This window comes from Mycoplasma pogonae, assembly GCF_054170725.1.
The window spans coordinates 31822-53603 of record NZ_JBSWZS010000009.1 but is presented as its reverse complement, the minus strand read 5'-3'; the positions used below and the strand labels follow the sequence as shown (position 1 = coordinate 53603).

The 21782-nt window shown below is 26.4% G+C and carries 19 protein-coding genes; 7 read left to right on the top strand and 12 right to left on the bottom strand.

Annotation, left to right across the window (positions count from 1 at the left end; translation table 4 throughout):
- The 4 genes from ACW95P_RS03560 to ACW95P_RS03545 form a co-directional block, all read left to right on the top strand.
- On the top strand, nt 1–880 hold an 880-nt coding region (locus ACW95P_RS03560; protein ID WP_457961862.1), incomplete at its 5' end, for an aspartate--ammonia ligase.
- A gap of 51 nt (nt 881–931) precedes the next feature.
- Nucleotides 932–2212 carry a hypothetical protein gene (locus ACW95P_RS03555; RefSeq protein ID WP_457961861.1) on the top strand — a complete coding sequence of 427 codons (1281 nt, stop codon included), beginning with the start codon at nt 932–934 and terminating at the stop codon, nt 2210–2212.
- 295 nt (nt 2213–2507) lie between these two features.
- The gene (locus ACW95P_RS03550) at nt 2508–3776 is read left to right on the top strand and encodes a hypothetical protein (RefSeq protein WP_457961860.1); all 1269 of its coding nucleotides are present in this window, start codon (nt 2508–2510) and stop codon (nt 3774–3776) included.
- Nucleotides 3777–3798: 22 nt separating this feature from the next.
- The gene (locus tag ACW95P_RS03545) at nt 3799–5025 is read left to right on the top strand and encodes a hypothetical protein (RefSeq protein ID WP_457961859.1); all 1227 of its coding nucleotides are present in this window, start codon (nt 3799–3801) and stop codon (nt 5023–5025) included.
- A 62-nt stretch (nt 5026–5087) separates the two neighbouring features.
- On the opposite strand, the gene ACW95P_RS03540 is transcribed toward ACW95P_RS03545, so the two are convergent.
- The 8 genes from ACW95P_RS03540 to ACW95P_RS03505 form a co-directional block, all read right to left on the bottom strand.
- Complete coding sequence (locus ACW95P_RS03540; RefSeq protein ID WP_457961858.1) at nt 5088–7040, bottom strand: transketolase-like TK C-terminal-containing protein; 1953 nt, start codon at nt 7038–7040, stop codon at nt 5088–5090.
- Nucleotides 7030–8085 carry a PTS transporter subunit IIC gene (locus tag ACW95P_RS03535; RefSeq protein WP_457961863.1) on the bottom strand — a complete coding sequence of 352 codons (1056 nt, stop codon included), beginning with the start codon at nt 8083–8085 and terminating at the stop codon, nt 7030–7032. Before ACW95P_RS03535 ends, ACW95P_RS03540 begins: the two co-directional genes overlap by 11 nt.
- Nucleotides 8016–8588, bottom strand: a complete 573-nt coding sequence (locus ACW95P_RS03530) for a PTS transporter subunit IIC (protein ID WP_457961857.1) — start codon at nt 8586–8588, stop codon at nt 8016–8018. The genes ACW95P_RS03535 and ACW95P_RS03530 overlap by 70 nt, the downstream gene beginning before the upstream one ends.
- Nucleotides 8589–8609: 21 nt before the next feature.
- Entirely contained in the window at nt 8610–8882 is a 273-nt protein-coding gene (locus tag ACW95P_RS03525) for a PTS sugar transporter subunit IIB (protein ID WP_457961856.1), read from the bottom strand.
- Nucleotides 8883–9329: a PTS sugar transporter subunit IIA gene (locus ACW95P_RS03520; RefSeq protein WP_457961855.1), complete on the bottom strand. Its 447-nt coding sequence runs from the start codon at nt 9327–9329 to the stop codon at nt 8883–8885.
- Between the two features lie 3 nt (nt 9330–9332).
- Nucleotides 9333–9635: a hypothetical protein gene (locus ACW95P_RS03515; protein ID WP_457961854.1), complete on the bottom strand. Its 303-nt coding sequence runs from the start codon at nt 9633–9635 to the stop codon at nt 9333–9335.
- Nucleotides 9625–10146 (bottom strand): hypothetical protein, encoded by a 522-nt coding sequence (locus tag ACW95P_RS03510; protein WP_457961853.1) that lies wholly within the window; start codon nt 10144–10146, stop codon nt 9625–9627. The genes ACW95P_RS03515 and ACW95P_RS03510 overlap by 11 nt, the downstream gene beginning before the upstream one ends.
- Nucleotides 10147–10283: 137 nt before the next feature.
- Nucleotides 10284–10892 carry a hypothetical protein gene (locus ACW95P_RS03505; protein WP_457961852.1) on the bottom strand — a complete coding sequence of 203 codons (609 nt, stop codon included), beginning with the start codon at nt 10890–10892 and terminating at the stop codon, nt 10284–10286.
- A gap of 147 nt (nt 10893–11039) precedes the next feature.
- On the opposite strand from ACW95P_RS03505, the gene ACW95P_RS03500 reads away from it, so the two are divergent.
- Nucleotides 11040–11885, top strand: a complete 846-nt coding sequence (locus ACW95P_RS03500) for a MurR/RpiR family transcriptional regulator (RefSeq protein ID WP_457961851.1) — start codon at nt 11040–11042, stop codon at nt 11883–11885.
- A gap of 189 nt (nt 11886–12074) precedes the next feature.
- On the opposite strand, the gene pgmB is transcribed toward ACW95P_RS03500, so the two are convergent.
- The 4 genes from pgmB to ACW95P_RS03480 are packed head-to-tail and all read right to left on the bottom strand — an operon-like array spanning nt 12075 to nt 18773.
- On the bottom strand, nt 12075–12761 hold the full coding sequence (gene pgmB, locus ACW95P_RS03495; RefSeq protein WP_457961850.1) for a beta-phosphoglucomutase: 687 nt from the start codon (nt 12759–12761) through the stop codon (nt 12075–12077).
- Entirely contained in the window at nt 12755–15109 is a 2355-nt protein-coding gene (locus ACW95P_RS03490; RefSeq protein ID WP_457961849.1) for a glycosyl hydrolase family 65 domain-containing protein, read from the bottom strand. The genes pgmB and ACW95P_RS03490 overlap by 7 nt, the downstream gene beginning before the upstream one ends.
- Nucleotides 15110–15127: 18 nt before the next feature.
- Nucleotides 15128–16756: an alpha-amylase family glycosyl hydrolase gene (locus ACW95P_RS03485; protein WP_457961848.1), complete on the bottom strand. Its 1629-nt coding sequence runs from the start codon at nt 16754–16756 to the stop codon at nt 15128–15130.
- Between the two features lie 4 nt (nt 16757–16760).
- A complete protein-coding gene (locus ACW95P_RS03480) occupies nt 16761–18773 on the bottom strand; it encodes an alpha-amylase family glycosyl hydrolase (protein WP_457961847.1) in 2013 nt (670 codons plus the stop codon).
- Nucleotides 18774–19041: 268 nt separating this feature from the next.
- Here ACW95P_RS03480 and ACW95P_RS03475 point away from each other — a divergent pair, with 268 nt between their 5' ends.
- Both ACW95P_RS03475 and ACW95P_RS03470 read left to right on the top strand, forming a co-directional pair.
- A complete protein-coding gene (locus ACW95P_RS03475; RefSeq protein WP_457961846.1) occupies nt 19042–19434 on the top strand; it encodes a hypothetical protein in 393 nt (130 codons plus the stop codon).
- 25 nt (nt 19435–19459) lie between these two features.
- The gene (locus ACW95P_RS03470) at nt 19460–21769 is read left to right on the top strand and encodes a type 2 periplasmic-binding domain-containing protein (protein ID WP_457961845.1); all 2310 of its coding nucleotides are present in this window, start codon (nt 19460–19462) and stop codon (nt 21767–21769) included.
- Nucleotides 21770–21782 lie beyond the last annotated feature (13 nt).

Sequence of the window (21782 nt, the reverse complement as noted above, 5' to 3'; positions counted from 1 at the left end):
AGTAAGTGCACCTTTATTTGTAGAACCCTCTACGGGACTAAATGATGGATTAAATGGGGAACAAGCTGTACAATTTCAGCCAAAAGGGATAACTAAAAAATTAGAAGTTGTACATTCTTTAGCAAAATGAAAAAGAGCTGCTTTAGCAAAATATCATTTCGAAGTTGGTGAAGGGCTATATGCGGATATGAATGCCATTCGTAAAGAAGAAAATTTATCATATTATCATTCCTTTTATGTTGATCAATGAGATTGGGAAAAAGCAATCATAAAAGCTGATAGAACCGATATTTTCTTAGAAAAAACAGTTAAAAAAATTTATCAAGCTATCAAAGACATGGAAAATAAAATTGTAAGTTTATTTCCACAATTAAAAATTAAGTTGCCATCAGAGATTAAGTTTGTAACTTCGCAAGAATTGGAAGATCTATACCCTGAATTAAGCCCGGAACAAAGAGAAACTGAATTTGCTAGAAAACATCATGCATTTTTTGTTAAGCAAGTTGGTTGACCGCTAAAATCGGGTGTAGTCCATTTTGCAAGGGCATTTGATTATGATGACTGAAAATTGAATGGAGATTTAATTGTTTATGATTATATTAGTGATAAAGCGCTTGAACTATCATCGATGGGAATTAGGGTAGATGCTAAAGCAATTTTAAAACAAAGTAAAATGACTGAAGAAGACCTGACGAGAGTTTCACCATTTCATAAAGCAATTTTAGAAGAAACAATTCCATTTTCAATTGGTGGTGGAATTGGTCAAAGTCGTTTATGTTTATTTTTACTAGAAAAATTACATATTGGTGAAGTGCAAGTTTCTTATTGAGATGAATCAGTATATAAAAAAGCAAAAGCTAAAGGAATTAAATTATTATAAATTTATTCCATTAACTTTTATAATTTAATAAAATTATAAAAAGGGGTAAATATGATAAGTGAAAAAAGCTTTGAAGAAGTAGTTGCCAATTTAGAAAAATATAAATTAAAGAAAACTAAACTAAGTCAAATAAATTTAAAAGATATTTATTTAAATCTTAGTTACTTATCCTCGGAATACTGTTCACTTAAAAATGAAAGACAAAAATTAGTTTCTTTTACAACGGAATCGCCAGCAAGTGAATTTTGCATAAAAAATTTAACACCAGATTTTCTAGGTTGCGCTTACATAGACACGTATATAATGAACACTCCCTTTGAAAAATATATGAAAGATGAAAATTTAAAAAATTTTGATAATGATTTTGATCTTTATATTTTAGAAAACGAACATTTTGGCTATGATTCTAAAAAAGTGGAATTTTCAAAAGAATCGAAAATGCAGTTTTTAAAATACCCTTTTTTTGATATAAATTACCTTAGCGGGTTTAAACAAACATTTATTTTGGTTAAAACAACACCTACAAATTCAAAAGCAGAATTTTATTTTAAAACTTCAAAATATTGTGATTTTATGTATGGTTTTTCACCGAAAACCAATAATTTTAAAAAAAACATTTGTTTTGTTATTAAAGAAATATTTGGTTCAAAAAAGAATGATTGCCAACCAATGGGTAGTGATGTTATAAAAAGAGAAAAAAGAATCGATGCAGAAACAACGTTTAGTAAATTTATTAAAAAAAATAAATTAAAAGAAGTTGATTATCAATATGTTTTACAAAATTTTACAAATTTTTCTCCTGAATTAATTGATTTTAAAGTTAAAAGTTTTAATAAAATTAAAAATAACAAAAAAACAATATTAAAAGAAAATGCTTCTTGAATAGATTACTTATATTTAATGAATGAAATTTTTATCAATTTTTCTGAAAAAGAAAAATTTGGAAAAGCTATTCGTCAATCTTATAGTTTTTGAAATGAAGAAGATTTACCATATTTAAAATTTTATATTTTAGATACCAATTTTTTAAATGTTAAAAATTTAAGAATAAAAACACGAATTTTTAAGACAGAAAATTTATATAAAATGGAATTCGATGATTCTTATTCACTTGAAAAATATGCTTTTGCAGAAAATATTATTTTTAATAAAAATATTACTTGGCCTATTTTAGTTTGAGATCAAAAAAATTTTCAAAAGCCTTTTTACAAAATAATTTCCCCTTTTAGTATAAGTACTTTTTATAATATAGAAAATTCAAAAATATTTTTTGAAAGATTCCTTGAAAAAGTAAGAAAAATGAATAAATTTTTTGCGTCTTATTGGGATTAGTTATATTACTTATTTATATATCAAAGCAATTTTAAAATCAAAACCATGAAAAATAGTTTTGTATTTTTGTTTAAGAATTTTAAAAATATTTATAAATTTCATAAAGCAATTTTAAAATTTGCATTTTTTATATATTCAAATAGTTTAGTAAAATCAGTTATATTTTATTAAAAAATTTTTTATTTGAATAGTTTTATATATTATTAAAATGAGTGATCTAAGAAAAATATAAAATCATTACAAATTTGAATCCTTTACTTTTATAATTTATTTATCTTATTTAAAAGGTGGCAAAATGATAAGTGAAAAAAGTTTTGAAGAAGTAATTGCTAATTTAGAAAAATACAAATTAAAAAAAACAAAATTAAGTAAATTAAAAATGGAAGATATGTATGTTTATCCAAACAATATTTTCCCTAAAGAGAAGTCAACAAATTTATTCCATGCAGAAAAATTATTTTTATTTAATTTACCTATTGAGCATTACACATATTTCTGTAGATATCGTTATTTTGATTTTGAAAATTATGACAAGAAATATCTTTTGCAACCGCCTTTTAAAAAATATTCCGAAGAGATTAATTTAGAAAATTTTGATAAAGACTATGATCTTTATATTTTAAAAAATGAGCATTTTGGTTTTGACTCAAAAAAATTAAACTTTTTGCAGAAGTTCAGGAATTCAGCATTAAAATATCCTTTTTTTGAAATAGAAAATGTTGAAGGGGCAAAACAAACTTTCATTTTAGTTAAAACAGAACCTACAAATTCAAAAGCTGAATTTTATTTTAAATATTCAGATTATTGTCAAATGGTTTACGGAGAAACTGATATCACTATTGATTTTATAAAATCAATTGGCGAATTTATTAAAAAAATTTTTGGATGACCCATTATTAATTATCGTTTATTTCAAGACATTGATACACACATTAAAAAATATAATTTAATTGATGCTGAAAAAACTTTTAATTTTTTCATTGAGAAAAATCAATTAAATGAGTTTGAATATGCAGAAATTATTAATAACTATTCAGTTAATAAAAAAGATTATTTAAAAAATGAAAACAATCCATGAAAAGATTTTGAATATGGTAATGAATATTTTCCCCCATTTGAAGAAATAAAAATAGGCCATAAAGACTTTATTAAAGATATAAGCACAATTAAAATGTATTTTTTTAACAAAAGTGAAATTAAAGATAAAAATTATATTTATTACAATTTTTGAAGTGATGATGATTTATCTTATTTAAAATTTTTTGTTTTAAAAGAAGGTTTTTGAGAAAATACAAAAATTAAAACAGAATTTGATTTTAATCAAGATATAAATTTACAAAATTTAGCTTTTGAAAAAAATATTATCATTACAAAACATATAAAATGACCAATTTTAGTTTGGGATCAAAGAAGTTTTCTTAAGCCTTTTTATAAATTTATCGTTCCACGAAATTTAAAAAAAACATTATACAAAAAATCTTTTAATGTTTTTTTTCAAAAATTATTTAATTCAATTGAAGAAATAAATGAAGATTTTGCACCATATTGAAAAAAGGAAAAATAAATTTTTGAAAAGAGGTTAAAACATGATAAGTGAAAAAAGTTTTGAAGAGGTAATATCAAATTTAGAAAAGTACAAATTAATTAAAACTAAATTAAGCAAATTAAAATTAAATGATATTTATTTAGAATCAATAAAAAATGAAAATAAATTTAAAAAAATGGTTTTTATTGAAAAATTAGAGCTTTTTTATTATATTTTTATATTGAATGAAGTTAGTTTTAATTTAAAAAAAATTGATTTTCAAAATAAGAATGATAATTACCCAATGCAACCAGATTTCGAAAAATACATAAATGATTATGAATTGGAACAGTTTGATAAAGATTATAATCTTTATATTTTAAAAAATGAATATTTTGGATATGACTCTAATAAAATAAATTTATTAGATAACGGAAAAAAAATTTTTCTAAAATATCCTTTTTTTGAAATAGCAAATTTTGAAGGATTTAGACAAACATTTATTTTAGTAAAAACAAGCCCTGTGGATTCTAAAGCTGAATTTCATTTTCAATCATCAAATTATTGTCACATGATTTATGGAGACTCTCCTAAAACAAGTTCTTTTACAAAAAATATTGGTGAAGTAATTAAAAATATTTTTGGATGGCCGATAATTAATTATAGACTTTTAGAAGAATCTTATGATGATCAGAAATACTTTCTTTTAGATGCGGAAACTAAATTCAATATTTTTATTAAAAATGAGAATATAAAAGAGGTAAAATACAACTATATTTTAAAAAATTTTATAGATCCTAAACTTAAATATAGTGAAATTAATAAAAAAAATTTTTTAGAAAAAATAAGCAAAATAATTTACCCTGTTTATTGCAATTTTTTAACAACAAATAACAAATTTACTCGTTATAATTTTTGAGAATATAAAGATTTAAAATATTTAAAATTTTTTATTTTAGAAGAAAGTTTTTTTAATATAGATACAATTGATAAAAATGCAAAATTTAAAAATAAATGAAATTCTTATGAAAATAATTATTGGAATACTTTTTCTTTAAAAGACTTAGCTTTTAAAAAAAATATCATTGTTGTGGAGGATATTAAATGGCCAATTTTAATTTGAGATCAAAGAAATTTTCGCAAGCCATTTTATAAATTTATTATTCCTAGTCATATAAATTTTTTAAAAAATTTAAAAGATATAAAAAAATTATATAAAAAAATTTTTGAAAAAATTGAAAATGTAAATCAACAATTTGCACCTTACTGAAAAATATTTTGAGAATAGATGAATATATGAAAAATATTCCCTGTATCAAAGCAAGGAATATTTTTATACATTAAATTTATTTATTTTTTAAATCAGTTAAAAATTTTTTCTGCAATACTTTTTGATTCAAAACCATGAAGCTGGTAAACAATTTCTCCATCAGCGGAAGCACCGTATGCTTTAGAAAAATGACCTTGCATTCTTGTGAAAGTAGCTAATTTATATCACAAGGGATCGTTAGTAGCTTCAATTACAAAAAGCGATTTTTCTGCAAGTTTTAATTGCTTAATTAAAAATTCATTTTCAACTAAATCTTGTAAAATTGGCACAGAAATTACTTGAGCAGTTATATTATGCTGTTTTAGTAATTTATTTACTTTGAATGCTAACTCCACTTCACTTCCTGAAGCTAATAAATTTAAATCATAATTTTTAATATTTGGATCACTTACTACATAAGCTGGTTGTAAAGGTTTGGTAGCTAAATTCAGAGAAGGTAAATTTTGTCGGCAAGTAATAATTGCATGCGGTGTTATTTTGCTATTTAAAGCAAGTTCAAAAGCGGCGACTGTTTCCGATTCATCACAAGGACGAATTACTTTAAAGTTTGGAATTGCCCTTAGTGCTGTAATTTGTTCAATCGGCTGGTGAGTTGGACCATCGCCGCCAACTTGATATGAATCATGACTAAAAACATAAATATTAGGTAATTCCATCATCGCTCCTAAACGCAATGCTGATTTTGCATAATCACTAAAAACTAAGAAAGTGGAACTAATTGCTTTTAAATTACTCGCTAAAGCAATTCCGTTATTAATGGCTGCCATTGCAAATTCACGAATTCCATATTTAATATTATGACCATTAGCAAAAATGCTTTTACTAAATCCTACTCTAGTAGCAACATGTAAATCAGCTGATCCGCCAATAACATTTCAGTAATTAGCTTCAATGTATTTCATAATTGCACCAGTGTATTCTCTAGTTGCTAAATTATTTTTTTCAAAATTTACATCTAACTTATATTCCGGCATTTGATTTGAAATTAAAGCTTGTAACTCTTGAAATAATTCAGGATATTGTAATTTGTATTCTTCTAATAATTTACTTCACACTCTAAATTTTTCTACTTTAGTTGCTAAAAAACTTTGAGCGTGATCATAAATTTCTTGATCATATTCAAACGGAGTTAAAGTTTGTAATTTTTGTTGTTTTTTATATTCTGCTGTAGCTTCGGGATCCAAAATTCCATTGTGCCCCATAGAAGTATTGGCAACTTTTGTGCCAAAAGCAATTTGAGTTTTTACTTGAATAAAAGTAGGGCGATCAGCATTTTGAGCTTTTAAAATTGCTTGATTAATTGCTTCAAGATCATCATTATCTAAAATGATCACATTAAAATTTTGAGCTTCAAAATATTGAGGATAGTTAATATTGTTTACTTCTTGGGCCGTTGAATCAATTTGATAACCATTGTAATCCTGAATAATGATTAAATCTTTTAATTTTCAAGTTCCTGCTAATTGTAATGCTTCTAGAGCAACTCCTTCTTGTAAATCACCATCACCAGCTATAACATAAATTTTGTGATTAAATAATTCAAATTCTGGCTTATTAAAACGTTGTTTTAAAAATTCTTGACTTAAAGCCATTCCTACGCCCATAGCAACGCCTTGTCCTAAGGGTCCTGTTGAAGCATCAACTAAATCTAATTTATCAATTTCGGGGTGGGAAGGGGTTTTAGAGTTTAAAATTTTGTGATTTTTAAGGTCATCAATACTTAAAAATCCCATAAAATGATATAGAGAATAAAGCAACATTGAACCGTGGCCAGCTGATAAAACCAACTTATCACGATTAATTCATTTTGTTTCATTTACAAAATTTAAATGATGGCAAAGTAAATTTTGAACTATTGCTGTAGCACCTAGCGCCATGCCAATATGACCTTGTTTAGCTTTATTAATTGCATCAAGTGAAATACCTCGCATTGCTGCAATTAATTTTTGATCAAGATTTTTATTATGCAGCATGAGCTATGCTTTCTGTTTTTGGTTTTCTTCCTTTTGGTCATCAAGGTACAAATTTTGCAAAAACTCCATCTAGCAATACAGCGATAAACATCACTAATGAAACCGCAAGTATTGCTCATTTGCTAATTAAGCCGAATAACCCTGGAATTATTCCAAAAATATAGTCAGTATCACCTCAATTTAAAGAAACTAAGTCATTTTTGCTTACACCATTTTGTAAAGCAAGGTCAACTAGAGCATCATTTGATCCCGGCACTCATTTTCCTGCCATAAATATTACAGGCACAAAAGTAATAAAAATTCCCATAATAAACGAACCTAAAACAGCTCCAATAATCCCGCCTTTAACGTTTCCAAATACTCCTTGAGTTGCTCCTAAAAAGAAATGAGGAACTAATCCCGGCAAAATCACTGCACCAATTAAACTTCCTTGATTTAATCCAATAGTAATAAACATTCCAACAATCCCACCTAAAAAAGAACTAATAAAACCAATGATTACAGCATTTGGTGCATATGGATAAACAACCGGACAGTCTACAGCTGCTTTAGCATTTTTGATGAATTTATCACTAATTCCTTTAAACATTGGAACTAATTCACCAACAAACATTCTTACTCCTGATAGAATAATCTCTACTCCAGCAGTGAAAGTAAATGCTTGAACTAACATTGTAACTAATCAATTTTGTTGTGTTAGAACTTCAACTACAGCCTTTTTAGTTTCGATCACTACCATTTGGCCATCAACTTCTTGATGGAATTTACCCATTTCAAACATAATTCCTGCAGGTAAGAAAGCAAATAAATAAAATAAGAATAAAGTCAAGGAAATTGACACTAAGGTATTTCTAAAAAAGAATAGTGATTGAGGAAATTTAATTTCTTCAGTTGATAAGATTTTTTTCTTAGAAATTTTTGCAATCCCTTCACCAATTAGACCACTTACAGCATATCCGAATCCACCAGTGTGACCTAATCCAATTTCATTATTACCAACAATTTGACGCATATATCTTTGTTGGGTTGCTGGTGAAATCACCATATACACGGCATTAATGCTGCTCCAGAAATTAAAGAAACAGCATAATCACCAGCATTATTTTGAAAATCTAATCCAGCTGCATACATTACAGTAGCCAGCATTAGTGACATATAATATAAAACATGCCCTGAAAGATATACATATTTTAGACGTGAGAATGCTGCTAAGAAAATGTTTAAAATCATTCCCACAATCATAATCAATGATCCAAGCGAAGTAATTGCTGGCAATGCTTTTGCTAACAATCCGGCAAAAGCATCATTATTAGGAATTACTCCATTTAAACCATACGTTGCTTCAAAGGCAACTTGAAATTTAGTTAGTGAGCCAACTAAAACACCAGCTCCACCACCTAAAATTAAAAAATCAATAATAACTTTGAAAACACTAATAATAGTTTGCCCAGCTTTCTTTTTCTGAATTAGGGCTCCGATTAATGTGAAAATTGCTACCAAGAAAGCTGGAACAGCAACAAAATCACGTAGGAAAAATAAAAATCACATAATCTACAAATTAAGTTAACCTTAAATTTTTAAAAATGCTTTTAATTTTGTCTCTAATTCATCTAAAGAAAGAATGTTTGTTAAAACTACCATTTTTTCTTGTGGATAATCCAAAGCAGGGGCAACATCAGCACCAATTACAATAAAATTATAATTAGCACCATTGAATGATGAAATATTTGTGTGTTCAACAGTTTCATAATCGATTTTTAGTTTGTCTAGCATTGATTTAACATTCATCTCCATTAAAAGAGATGAACCTAAACCAGAACCACAAACACATGCTATTTTCATTTAAGACTCCTTGTATTCAGCAATAATTTTTCATAATTCATCGCTGTTTTTAACATTTAAAATTGCAGTTTTAAATGTTGGGTTAGTAAAGTATGTTCCAAATTGTTGAATTAATTCAATATGATCAACATTATTGGGAGCTGATAAAGTGAAAATTAATCTTGCTTGTTTATCAGCTTGATTATTAAAAGTAATATTTTGATCTAAAACCACAAGTGACACTCCAGGCTTCAAGGCATAATCACCAGCAGGAGCGTGAACTAGCGCAATTCCTGGCTCCAAAACATAATAGGCACCAAATTGGGTAGTTGAATCTAGAATTGCATTGTATAAGCCATGAGTTGCATAGCCATTTTCAATTAAGATATTTACACCTAATTGAATTGCTTCTTGCCAATTAGTTACTTGTGATTCCCATCTTGTTAGTTTTTGGTTAAATAATTTCATATCTTATCCATTCGCTTTAAATGCTAAAATCATCATTAAAATAAAAAATAAAACAAAAACAAAAATAAAAGCAATGAAAACCCAAATACCAGCAGATGCTTTCGTTTTTGTCTTAATGATTTTTGGAGTAGGCATCCCTTTTATCATTCAAAAAGCATTTGGATTTTTAGCTTTTTGCAAATCTTTATCTTGCATGTGCGAAATCTCATTAGCAACTTCTTCATCGCTAAGTTTTGCTACTTCATCAGAAGAATATTGGTAAATCTCAATTAAAATTTCGCGATTTTTATCTCGTTTAGATGTCATCATTACCTCAATTTTTAATTAAAAAATATAAATCTGTCAAACTTTCTATAAAAATGAAATGATTGTATAAAAAAATAATTTTTTTATATTTAAAATATTTTTTTCAATCATTGTTATTTGGAAATAGTTGTTCTAAATCATTTTTTGTCTGGCTCAAAATATGCTTTTGTTTTAAAAGAAAAATAAAACAATCAACTACAAAAATCAAAAACCAAAAACAGCCAAATATAATTGTTAAAATTCATAAATTAGTAATTCAAGTTCAAAAAACATTTGTTAATAAAAATAGCTGCAAAATTTTAATTCAGTGTTGCTTTTGTGTATATTTTTGCGGGAAAATAGAAAGTAAATTTTTACGATAAATAACATTTACAAATCCATAAATATCTTTGTTTGTTTCTCGAGAATTAAAGTAAAGTTTTTGCTTTTGTAATTGATTGGGATTGATTCATCAATTATCATTGAGTAAAATATCATCATTTCTTTTATAGTTTTGTTTAAAATAATGCAAGCTTGAAAAATTAGCTAAATTAATTTTGGAATACTTATAAAACAAATTTTCATTATAAATTCACTTAATAAAAACATTAATAATTAAAATAATTATAAAAAATGATAAGCCATAATAATTAAATTTTACTTCCCACATTATTTAGGCCTTTGTCAAACGTTCAATTTCTTTAATTTTTTAATCACATTTTGAGGATAAATAATTTGCTCACTATCTTTTAATGCCGAAATTTCTGTTTCTAATTGTGCAATTGTTAAAGCTCGTAAATTAGATTCATTAATAATGTTATTTGCATTTTCTACAAGCAAAATCATTTCACTAGCCTTATCAAAATTTTGAGCTCATTTTGCAATTTCTAAATACCAACGGCAATTTCAAGTGGTTTGCTTTAAATTTTTAGAAGTTTGAATTTTAATAAAATTTCTTGCAGGAATTACTGTTTCAATAGCCTTACCATTAATAATATGATCGGAAAGAAAATATAACTTTTGCTCTGTAACAATTACACCAGGAATTTGTGAAAATTTTTGCTTAGCATATTTATTATTTACAAGTAAATTTACTAAAATATTTCAATTATTAGTTTTAGCTAAAACTTCAAATTTACTAATTGTTTTTGGCGATACAACACCTAGTTTATTATTTTTTTCAGGTTTCTTACTAGTTACAATTCTTCAGACTAAGGCAATAAATAAAATTAAAAGTAAAATCCCGATTAAAGCATATAAAGAAATTTTTAATATCATCGATTTAAACCTCTGAAAATTGTTTGGCTTAGAAGTATTATCTAAACCATTTTAAATTATAAATTTATTGAAAAAGCATTTCATGTTTATGAAAGTTAATTTCATAATTACAGTAAAATTGTATAATTTTTGCATAAGGAGATAGACATGAAAAATAGCAATATTGAAAAACCTATTTTGGGAAAAAAGAAAAATTTATCCTACTCAGAAAACATTATTTTAAATTTTATTAATTCATATGATCAAGAAATTTTTAATTTAAGTTCTAAAGAATTAGCGAATAAATGTTTTTGTAGTGAAGCAACAATTTCGCGTTTTGTTAAAAAATATGGATTTAATTCCTATCGAGAATTTTTAATTTATGTTAATAGTCAATTTTATGATTTTTATCATGATACCAATTTTTTAAATCAAGAAAAAAATGATAGTTTTAAAATTATTTTTGAAACACAGAATTTTGCATTTCAAAACACTGTAGATTATATGAATTTTGAGTTAATTCAAAAAATTGCAAAATTAATTCACAAATCAAAAAAAATTTTTTTATTAGGTTTAGGCACTTCGAATAAAGTTATCAATGAATTTGCTTCTAATTTACAAAAAATTGGCATCAATGTAATTTCTGATTATGATTTTCATGTTTTGTTTCCATTGATTCCAACCTTAAATAAAGATGATATTGCTTTTTTTATTTCTAATAACCTTGAAAATCAAGAAATTATTTTTGCAATTAATGAAATTTATAAACGAGGTGCTAAAATTGTTTTGTTAACTTCACATAGCGGAAATTTTTTAGAAGATAAAATTGCAATTAAGTTTATTTTTAAAAAAATTCATGACCCTCAAAAAGTTGTACCTTTAGGTTCTCGACTTTCATCTTTTATTATTATTGATTATTTATTCCATATTATTTTAGATATGGATCCAGAATATAAAATGCTTTTAAAAGAAACTGATAAAATAATTGAAAAATGAAGAAGATTTATTAAATAGAATTTTAATTTTAAATTATAAAAAATGATTTAAAAGCTATTGATAAAAATGTAATCCTAATAAGTATTTTTATAATATCGATAAATACAATAAAAATTTACATAAAAAAAGCAAACATTTAAAAATTTATTTAAAAGCTCATGAGCTATAAGATAAAAATACATGTTTTGCTTTTTTATTTGGGTTATTTTAAAAAAAAGATTTTTGTTCATTACTTTCAAAATCATTAATAATTTTTTGAAAATCAAAATCCTTTGTATTATGGAAAATTAAATCAGCTCCAGAAAATAACTTTTCATTTTCTGGATCACACACACAAATTGCAAACATTTTTGCGGCTTTAATAGCTTGTAATCCTGCAGGAGCGTCTTCAAAGCCAACACATTGACTAGGATCTAATTTTAATCCTACTGCAGCTCTTAAAAAAATCTCAGGGTTAGGTTTACCTTCAACGACATCTTTGGCATTAACGATGAAATCGAAGTAGTCATATAATCGCAATTTTTTTAAAATAGTTGAAGCATTATGAGAACTTGAAGCAAGCGCCAATTTAATACCATTTGTTTTCGCTTCAATTAAAAAACTTTTAATTCCCGGAAAAATATTTTTACTAGAAATTTCTGTTTTTAGCATTTTTTTATAAGCCTTATTTTTGTCTTTGGCTATTTTAGCAAATAAATTTTTATCAATGGTTTTATCAAACATTTTTAAAATAGCTTCCAAAGTTTTTTCTCTAGATAAACCTTTGATTGTTTGATTTTGTTCTTCAGTTAAATCAATCCCAATTTTGGCTACCTCATTTTTCCAAGCTAAATAATGTAAGTGAGCAGTTTCTGTAATTACACCATCTAAATCAAAAATAAAACCTTTTATCATTTTTTCACTACCTTGAAATTTTGTAATTTATTAGTTAATGTAATTATCTCATTATTTACAAAAACTTTTACTTTAGATTTATTATTTTTAGAAACAAGTTTTAAAGCAAAATCATCCCGATTTACTACAACAGCAATTTTATAGCCTTGATAAATAATAGAATATTCTAATTTATTTCATTGCTCTGGCAAAATAGGATCAAAATGCAGATTTCCATCACTATACTTCATCCCACCATAACCAAACACAGTTGTTTGCCAAATAGCAGCTAAAGAGCCAGCGTGTATTCCAGCATCAGAAGAAAAAAAGTTTGTTCCCAAATCAACATCAATTGAATATTTAAATAACTTGTAAGCAATATCCATTTTTCTTAGCATAATCGCAATAATAGCATAAGTTGTTGCACTTAGAGAGGAATCGTGAGTTGTAATTGGCTCATAATAATTAAAGTTAGCTTCAATTGTTTTTAAATCAAATAAGTGACTAAAAATATACATACTCAAAACAACATCAGCTTGTTTTACTAGCTGCGATCCTAAAAGCTTGTAACCAGCTTCTGTAGAAAATAGTTTTTTACCAGCATCCCCTAACATCTGAAAATTGGAAACATCATTTAAGGGTAAGTGTAAAAATTGGTCATTTTCTGCAACTACTAAATCTTTATTTGGTAGTTGCTGCACTAAATTATCAGCAACATCTTGCATTTTATCAATTGAATAATAGTAAGGGATTTTGTTGTTAATTTTAGCTAATAATTCTTTGCCTTTTGTCGTACTATTTAATAATTTTAAATATTTAATTGCTAATAATAAGTTATTTCTTGCAATTAAATTAATAAAGTTATTATTGTCAATATTACCTTTATATTCATTAGGACCCATAACATTTGTTATTTGATATTTATCACTTATTTTTTCTGCTCTTTCAGCTCAAAAAATAGCTGTATCGATTATCATTTCATAACCTATTTCATCCATAAATTGTTGATCTTTAGTAACTTGATAATATTGTTCAACAGCATAAGCAATATCCCCAGAAACGTGAATTTCTTGTTCGCGCGAAGCAATGGGCACTTGTTCACCAGTTTTAATATCAGGTTGACCTCAATATGGTGTAACTTCACCGTCTTCCGGACGAGCCATTTCTCAAGGATATTGAGCTCCCTTTAAATTTTTTTCAGCCGCTTTTTTTCTTGCTCCATCTATTCCCTTATAACGGTATTCCAACATATTTCTGGCAACATGTGGTTCAGTAAATAAATAATTAGGCATAATAAAAAATTCTGTATCTCAATAAGCATGCCCTTGGTAACCCTCGCCAGATAGACCTTTAGCTCCTACAGAAACATTAGAATTATCTTTGGCAACAAAATGATTTAGGTGATAAATACTAAACATTAAAGCTAACTGATCATATTTAGCATCTTTGCTAGTTCCAGAAATTTTAATATCAAATTGTTTGTAAATTTTATCCCAATATTTTTTATTTTCTACTACTAATTTGTCAAAAGATATTTCTCGCATTGTAGTTTCATAAAAATCTAATGATTTATCAATTACCTTACAATCATACTGCGTATCTTTATCCACAGTTGTGAAAACCGACATAATTTTTTCTAAAACAAAAGCTTGGTTTGGTTGTAGTTTGGCTTTAATTTGGAAACCCACTTGACGCCTTGCCATTTTAATAACAAAGTCATCATTACCATTATGCAACATTTGGCTCCCATTGCACACTTTTAAATACATAGTGTGAACAACATAATCATTAGATTGATTAGTTACTTCACGACATTGTATGGTATTGATATCAATTAAGTGCTTTGTACCTTCATTAAAATGCTGCACACCACTATTTGTTGTTTGGGCATTAATCATCGGGAAAATCATTAAATTTGCAGGCTCACCACTTAATTGGGTAATAGTAATTTTTTGAGCATACAAATTTTTATTTTTTTGATCAACAATTCTTTCAAATAAAAATTTAAATTTTTTATTTTTTAAATTCCAAAAAACTTCACGAGTCAAAACTCCATTTTTTAAATCTAAAGTTTTTCTGTATTTTGTTTTATCAGTAATGCTAAAAATTTCATTGTCAATAATAATTGTAGTTTGCAATGAGTCTGCTAAATTTGCTAATTCTGTAGATTCATTATTATCACCTTTATTAAAAAGTCCATTAATAAAAAAATCTTCTTTATTTTGAGTTACTCGTTCTTCATCGACGGCGCGTAGCCCTAAATAACCATTTCCTTGCGTAAAAATAGATTCTGTTTTTTTAGTTGTTCAATAACTATAACCTTCTTGAGTAATAGTTTTGTTTTTAGTGTTGTAAATTAATTTTGGCATAGCCACCCCCCTTTTTATTTATTTTTCAAAAACTACTGACTCATATGGGCGTAAATAAGTGGTGATTTTTTTATTATCTGTATAACTTCTCAAATGAGTTTTTGTATAAGAAATTTTAAAAATTTCTTTATTATAAGGCGTCAAATTAATTAATATGATTAATTCTTTATTTTGATATTTTTTTATTACTTGAAAAACATTATTTTCTAAAACTCTAAATTCAGTATCATCTGTATTCCAAAAATCAGCATAAGATTCATTTTTTTTAAAATTAATTAATTCACGATAAAAATTCAAAATAGAAGTTTTATCTTTTTCTTGTTTAGCAACATTGTCAGGATTTTTGGAAGTGCCAGTTTTAATTCAAGTTTTAGTCCCTTTATTAAAACCGAAATTTATTGTATCATCTCACTTCATTGGATATCTAGTATTGTCACGCCCGTTAATGTTATGAAAAGTTGTCATTTCTTCCTCAGAATATCGCTTTTGCTCATCGACAAAAATTTTGTAAGAATTTAGTGCATCAACATCCCTAAATTCATTACGATTTAAAAAATTAGGATTAGTCATACCGATTTCTTCTCCATAATATACAACTTGTGAACCCTTTAAGCTAAATTGAAATAAAGCTAATGATTTAGCACTTTCTTTTCAAAAAAACTTTTCATCACCCCATCTAGAAATTGCTCGAGACGTATCGTGATTAGATAAAAAGTTTGTTACATAATCACCTTTAATATTGGGGTTATTTTGTATATCTAAATTATTACTATTAGTCAATTGAGTGATTTTTCAATTGGGATCATAACCATTTCTTCCGGTTTCTTTACCTCAACCAACCCATCAAATATTAAAATTGTAAAAAGCAGACATAATTTGATTTTTACCTTGACTAAAATCAATAATTTGTTGATTATTAATTCCGGTAGCTTCACCAATTAGGTAAGCATCAGGTTTATCTTTAAAAGCCATATCTACAAAGTTTTGTAGATATTGAAGCATATGAGTAGCAAAACTATGCTGCATCTGATCACCAAGAAAATCTTTAGCAACATGTTGTACAGCATCTAATCTAAAATAACGCACACCTAATTGGTACCAAAAGTCAATTACTTCCGCCATTGCCTTAACTGTTGCTTTATTTCCTCAATTTAAGTCTGCTTGTTCTTTAGCAAATAAGTGTAAGTAGTACTTTTTTACAGAAGGAACATATTCTCAAGCGCTCCCTCCAAAAATAGATTCCGCTTTTGAAGGTGTATTGGCTCAAATGTAGTAATCGTGCTCAGGATTATCAACATTTTCAATCGCTTTTTGAAATCAAACATGATTTGTAGAAGTGTGATTTAAAACAATGTCCATCATAATATCTATGTTTCTTTTTTTAGCTTCTGCAACTAATTGTTTAAAATCTTCAATTGTTCCAAATTGAGATCAGATTTTAAAATAATCTAAAACATCATACCCAGCATCTTTAAATTCAGTTTCATAAACAGGACATAATCAAATAGCATCAATATTAAGTGATTTAATGTAATCTAATTTTTCAATAATGCCTTTTAAATCACCATTACCATCATTATTGTAATCTTTAAATGATCTAGGGAAAATTTGATAAAAAACTTTTTTTCTTAAATCTTTATTGTTCATATTTTTACTTCTTTTCTAAAATTAATGATTGTTTTGCTAAAACTTTTTTAGAATTAAATTTTGATAATTTGGAATTAAAGAAAACTTTGTATTCTGTTAAATTTTTTGCAAATTCTTTATTAATAAAATTGTGAATAATTACAAATGTAATTGTTTTATAACTAATTTCAAACTCAACATAGCCTGGTTGAATTTTTATAAAACGTAAATGTTTATAAATTTGTTCTGCAGTTTGAAAATTAAAATGCAAGTATCTTTTTTTAAAAGCTAATAATTTTTTAAAAAAATTAAAAATGTATTTTTTTACTAGTTTATTTTCAAGATGTTGAAACTTAACTTGATTAACATAATCAGTTGTTTTATATGTATTTTTGTTAAAGCCTAAATCATTTTTATTTTCATTAAAAAAATCTTTTTCTACAGGAATATTAATAGATTTATCCCAGTCTTGCCCTGACCCATCAGTAGGTTTACTTTGTAATAACTCTGTACCTGCTAAAAATAAATGTTTTCCTTGTGAAGTGATTTGAGTTATTAATGCTTGACGATAAATTTCTAGCATTTCTTCAAAATTTGTTTTTTCGGAAGTTATATTTAACTTATCTCAAAGTGTAAAGTCATCATGACAACTTAAATATTGTAAAGTCATTTTAGGGCTATTAGAAAATTGGTGATAAACATTAGTTTTTACTTTGTAATTTTTAATATTTGAAAAATCTCATTTTATGTTTCCTGGAATCGATTGTAAAAATGCATCAAAATTTGCTTTTGAGTATTCAACAACTAATCCATTTTGTAAATTTTCAATTTCATCAACACCTTTAATAGCGTTTCTAATACTATCATTAAAATATCCGAAATTCCACTTTGCAGCATTGACACCTTTAATATATGATTGTTCATATTTTAAATCACTAAAAGGTCACGCCTCCCCGTGTAAAATTAACCCTTTTTTAATTTTTTTTAATTCCTTGTAAACTTCATCTAATGTTTCTTTATCAAGAAAACAAGATAAATCAAATCTAAAACCATCAACATCATATTGTTCTACCCAATATTTTAAAGAATCAATAATTAATTTTCTAACATGTTTTTTTGTTGAATCAAGTGGTGGCGAATCTACTGGAGTAACTTTTGCACTATCCCTAAAATAATAATTTTTTAGAATATCATCAAAAAGCATGTTTGTCATTACATGATTGTAGACAACATCCACAATAATTCCAATACCTTTTTTGTGCGCTTTAGCAACAAATTTTTTAAATTCTTTAATTACTGCATAGTGATCTTGCGGATTTTCTGTATAAATTTTATTTAAACTAAAGTAGTTATAAGGATCATAGCCTCAGTTATAATTAGTGCTTCATCCTTTTCCCATACCATAATCTAAGTATTCTTGCTTAGTATCATCTAATGAATAAGTTGCTTGCAATGGCAGTAATTGAATGTAATTTACTCCTATTTTTTTTGCATATTCAAAAATTTTATTTTGAATTGCACTATTAAATGTTCCGATTAATTTTTTGCCTGCAACATTTCTAAATGAAAAATCTCTTATATTTAATTCATAAATCAAAGGCATTATTTTTGAGTTATTCTCTAAAGTTATTTTTTGATATTTTAATTTCGGTGAATTTTCATCAAAAATAATTCCTCAAGGATGCTTTTCAGTTTGCCCTTCTCAGTTAAAAGGTGCAGTTGCTTTTGCATAAGGATCAAGAATTTGAGTTACTGAACCATCTTGATGGGTAATTCTATATTGGTAATATCAGTCAGTGTATTTTTTAGTTAATTTTGTTTTTCAAACATTGTTTTTATTTTTTTTCATTTGAAAAACAAATGTTTGTTTTTCTTGTTGATCATTAACAACTAATTCCACTTTTTGAGCAATAGGTTGTCAAAAATAAAAATCATACTGATTATTTTTGTATTCAATCCCTAACTTAAAATTAATTTTTTGAGTTTCTTTGTCATTGTAGAAATCGAAAATATTTTTTTGTTTAACATTTGTTTTCATTGCATGCTTATTTTATATAAAAGCTTTTTTTATGTTTTAAAAATCTTGATATATCAAAAGCTTTTTAATAAAACAATTACGTTAAAAATTTTTGAAAATATTTTTGGTTTTAAAAGTAAAAAATTATTTTTTACTTATGCTTGATATATCAAGAAAATAAATTTTGTGCTATTTAAAATTAATATAATTTAAACATTAGCAAATATTATTAAAAGTATTTATTACTAAAATAATTTCAATAAATGGTTAGTTAGAAATGAGTTTATTTATGTGGAAAAAATTAAAAGGTAAATCACCAGATAAAAGAACTTATGCACCTAAATTAGTTGAGCATCTTTATATAGTTTTTGCTTCAATCACAATTACTGTTTGCTTAATGCTTTTTTTCTTAAAAGTATTTAAAGATAGCTCAGATCCATTGCAAAAACTTTGAGATTTTTTAAATAGTTTGTATGGAAGAGCAATCGTAGTTGTTATGTTGTTTAGTTACTTAACAATTTTATGAGCAAGTTTTCGAGTTATTTATTGAAACAAAAAAACAGAAGAAGGCAAAATTTTTGTAATATTTGAAATTATTTTTGCCTTGCTTTTTGTAACAACATTTCTTGCAATTATATTTGCTATATTAGCGCTTAAATACAATGAATTAGTTTATTTATAAATAAATTAACAAGGAGAATTTCATTATGATTTTCAAAAAAAAGAAATTACTTAAATTTTTTGCATCTTTTTCAGTAATGGGGACTTCGTTAGTTGCAGTAGCTTGTTCTACAGCCAAAAATGAATGAGCAGATTCTAAAAAAATTGTGCTTGCAGTAGATGGAAAACAAAAAGAATTTTATGACGAAGTGTCAAAGGAATTTGCTAAAACAGAAAGTTACAAACAAGGTTTTAGATTAGAATTAATTAATGTTGATGTTTTTGGAGCCTTAGATCGTGTAGGAGTTTTTGGTTTTCCTGATGAAAAAGTTCCAGACTTATTTTATGCTCCGCAAGATAGAGTTACCAGTTTACTACAATCAAATTCAATCACATCATGAAATCAAGAAACAATTAACAAAATTTTAAATTCCGAACAAGCTACAGAAGCTGAAAAACAAAAAATAGCTTCTTTTGGTAATGTACCTGTTTCTGCAACAGAAACAAGATTTTACGCCTTACCACACAACATTGAAGGTATTGTTATGATGTCTAACAAGCCGCTTGTGGATGTTAAAAATGAATTAAGCAATGTCTCAACAGATTCATTACAAGAACTAGTGGATGCAGGTAAAGGTTTTTTCCGTATTCAAGATTTTTGGTATGGTAATGGTTTATTAGCTGGTACATTTGGTTCGGAACTAGTGAGAAATATTTTATACAAAAATGGAACTAAATGATCTTCCGGATTTTTGAAAAAAGATCCTAACCACACACAATACCTAAAAGCCATTACATCAGCAGCTAAATTATGATATCCAGCATGACAATTAGGATATTCCGCAAATCCAGAAAAATCACCATATTTTGGAAAAATTGATGCAAGTGATATGCGGGTATTAATGGGCAATAATATGGATGCAGTACAAAACAAAGTATTGCAACTTTTAAATGATAAAAAATTAGAATATGCCCTTGTTGGCTCATGAGACATTTTCAATTCTGTAAATAAAGGTGTTGATAGCTTTGTTAATGTTCCGAAAGTAAATGATGTTACAAATTATTTACAAGCCCCTGGATCATGATCATATTTATTAAATGCAAGAAATAATGCGGTTTCTAAAGAAAGAAAAGAAGCTATTGAACAAGTTTTAGATTTAATTTTCAAAAAACAATCTTATTATGAATACTTTAAAGTAGATTCAAAAGTTCCATATATTAAGCATATTCAAGACTTAATTAAAAAAGAAACAGAAAAAGAACTAAATGAAATTACAGAACAATCAAATAAATTTGCTATAGAAGCTGGTTTTGCAGACTATGCAGAATTATTAAAAACATTTAATGATAGATTTAGTGCTGTTGAAAAAATTTTAAATGAAGCTGTACCAAGTTCGGGTGGAAATTGACAATCAAGTACAGAAGGCGACCCGCTTGCTGATGCAGCAATCACGGCAGCTCCAAAAAAACCTAGTGCAGATTTATTAGTTGGAGCAACTCCAGCAATTCTTGAAAAATTAAGTAATTTACAATTTGAAAAAACAATTGGACTTAGAAATGCTATAGCAGCTTTATTGGGCTTAGAAAAAATAGAAGATCTTAAGGGCGACGGACAAACTTGACAAGTAGGATCTGAAGTTATTAAGCCTGGAGTTCAATGAGAAGAAACTGAAGTTCAAAATCAAGAAAAAAATACAGCACACATGCGTAAATTAGAAAAATTAATTTTTGGACAAAACGGAGATTCTCAAGATGAGTTAAAAGCACTGATTGATAAAGTGAACAAACAAGGATTCCAAAAAGTTTTAGATGAAACAATTAAAAATGCTATTACTTTCAATAAAAAATACAGTAAAGTTGAGCTTTCTAAAGAAGATATTACAAGAATTGTTACTTTATATTTCAATAATATTAAGAACAAAGCAGCATGAGATAAACTAGTTGAAGAATATCAACCAATTTTTTATTCATTAGTTTTCAAAAAGAAAGATGGCACAGATTCAGCAAAAACTAATTTAGAAGTAAGTACAATGATTAAAGTGCGTGAAAGAGGATCTGTTTTTGATATTGTAATGAATGTTTTAACTTCTACACAAAAATTACCTCAAGGGCTTGGAGAACTAAAAACTCAATCTGGAAGATTTGATAACTTAAACCCTCAATTTGGTCCTTCGTGAGGAAACTGAAATGATAATACATTCGGTAATTCGGTATTTTTATCACAAATCAATAAAAATTCTACAGAAGCTCAATTTATTAAGGCTATTGAAGATAAATTAGATTCATTATTCGAAAAAACTATTTCTGTTTTAGATAAAACTGATGGTTCAAGTGATAAGGTTAAAGTAAGAATTTAACAAAAATGAAAAA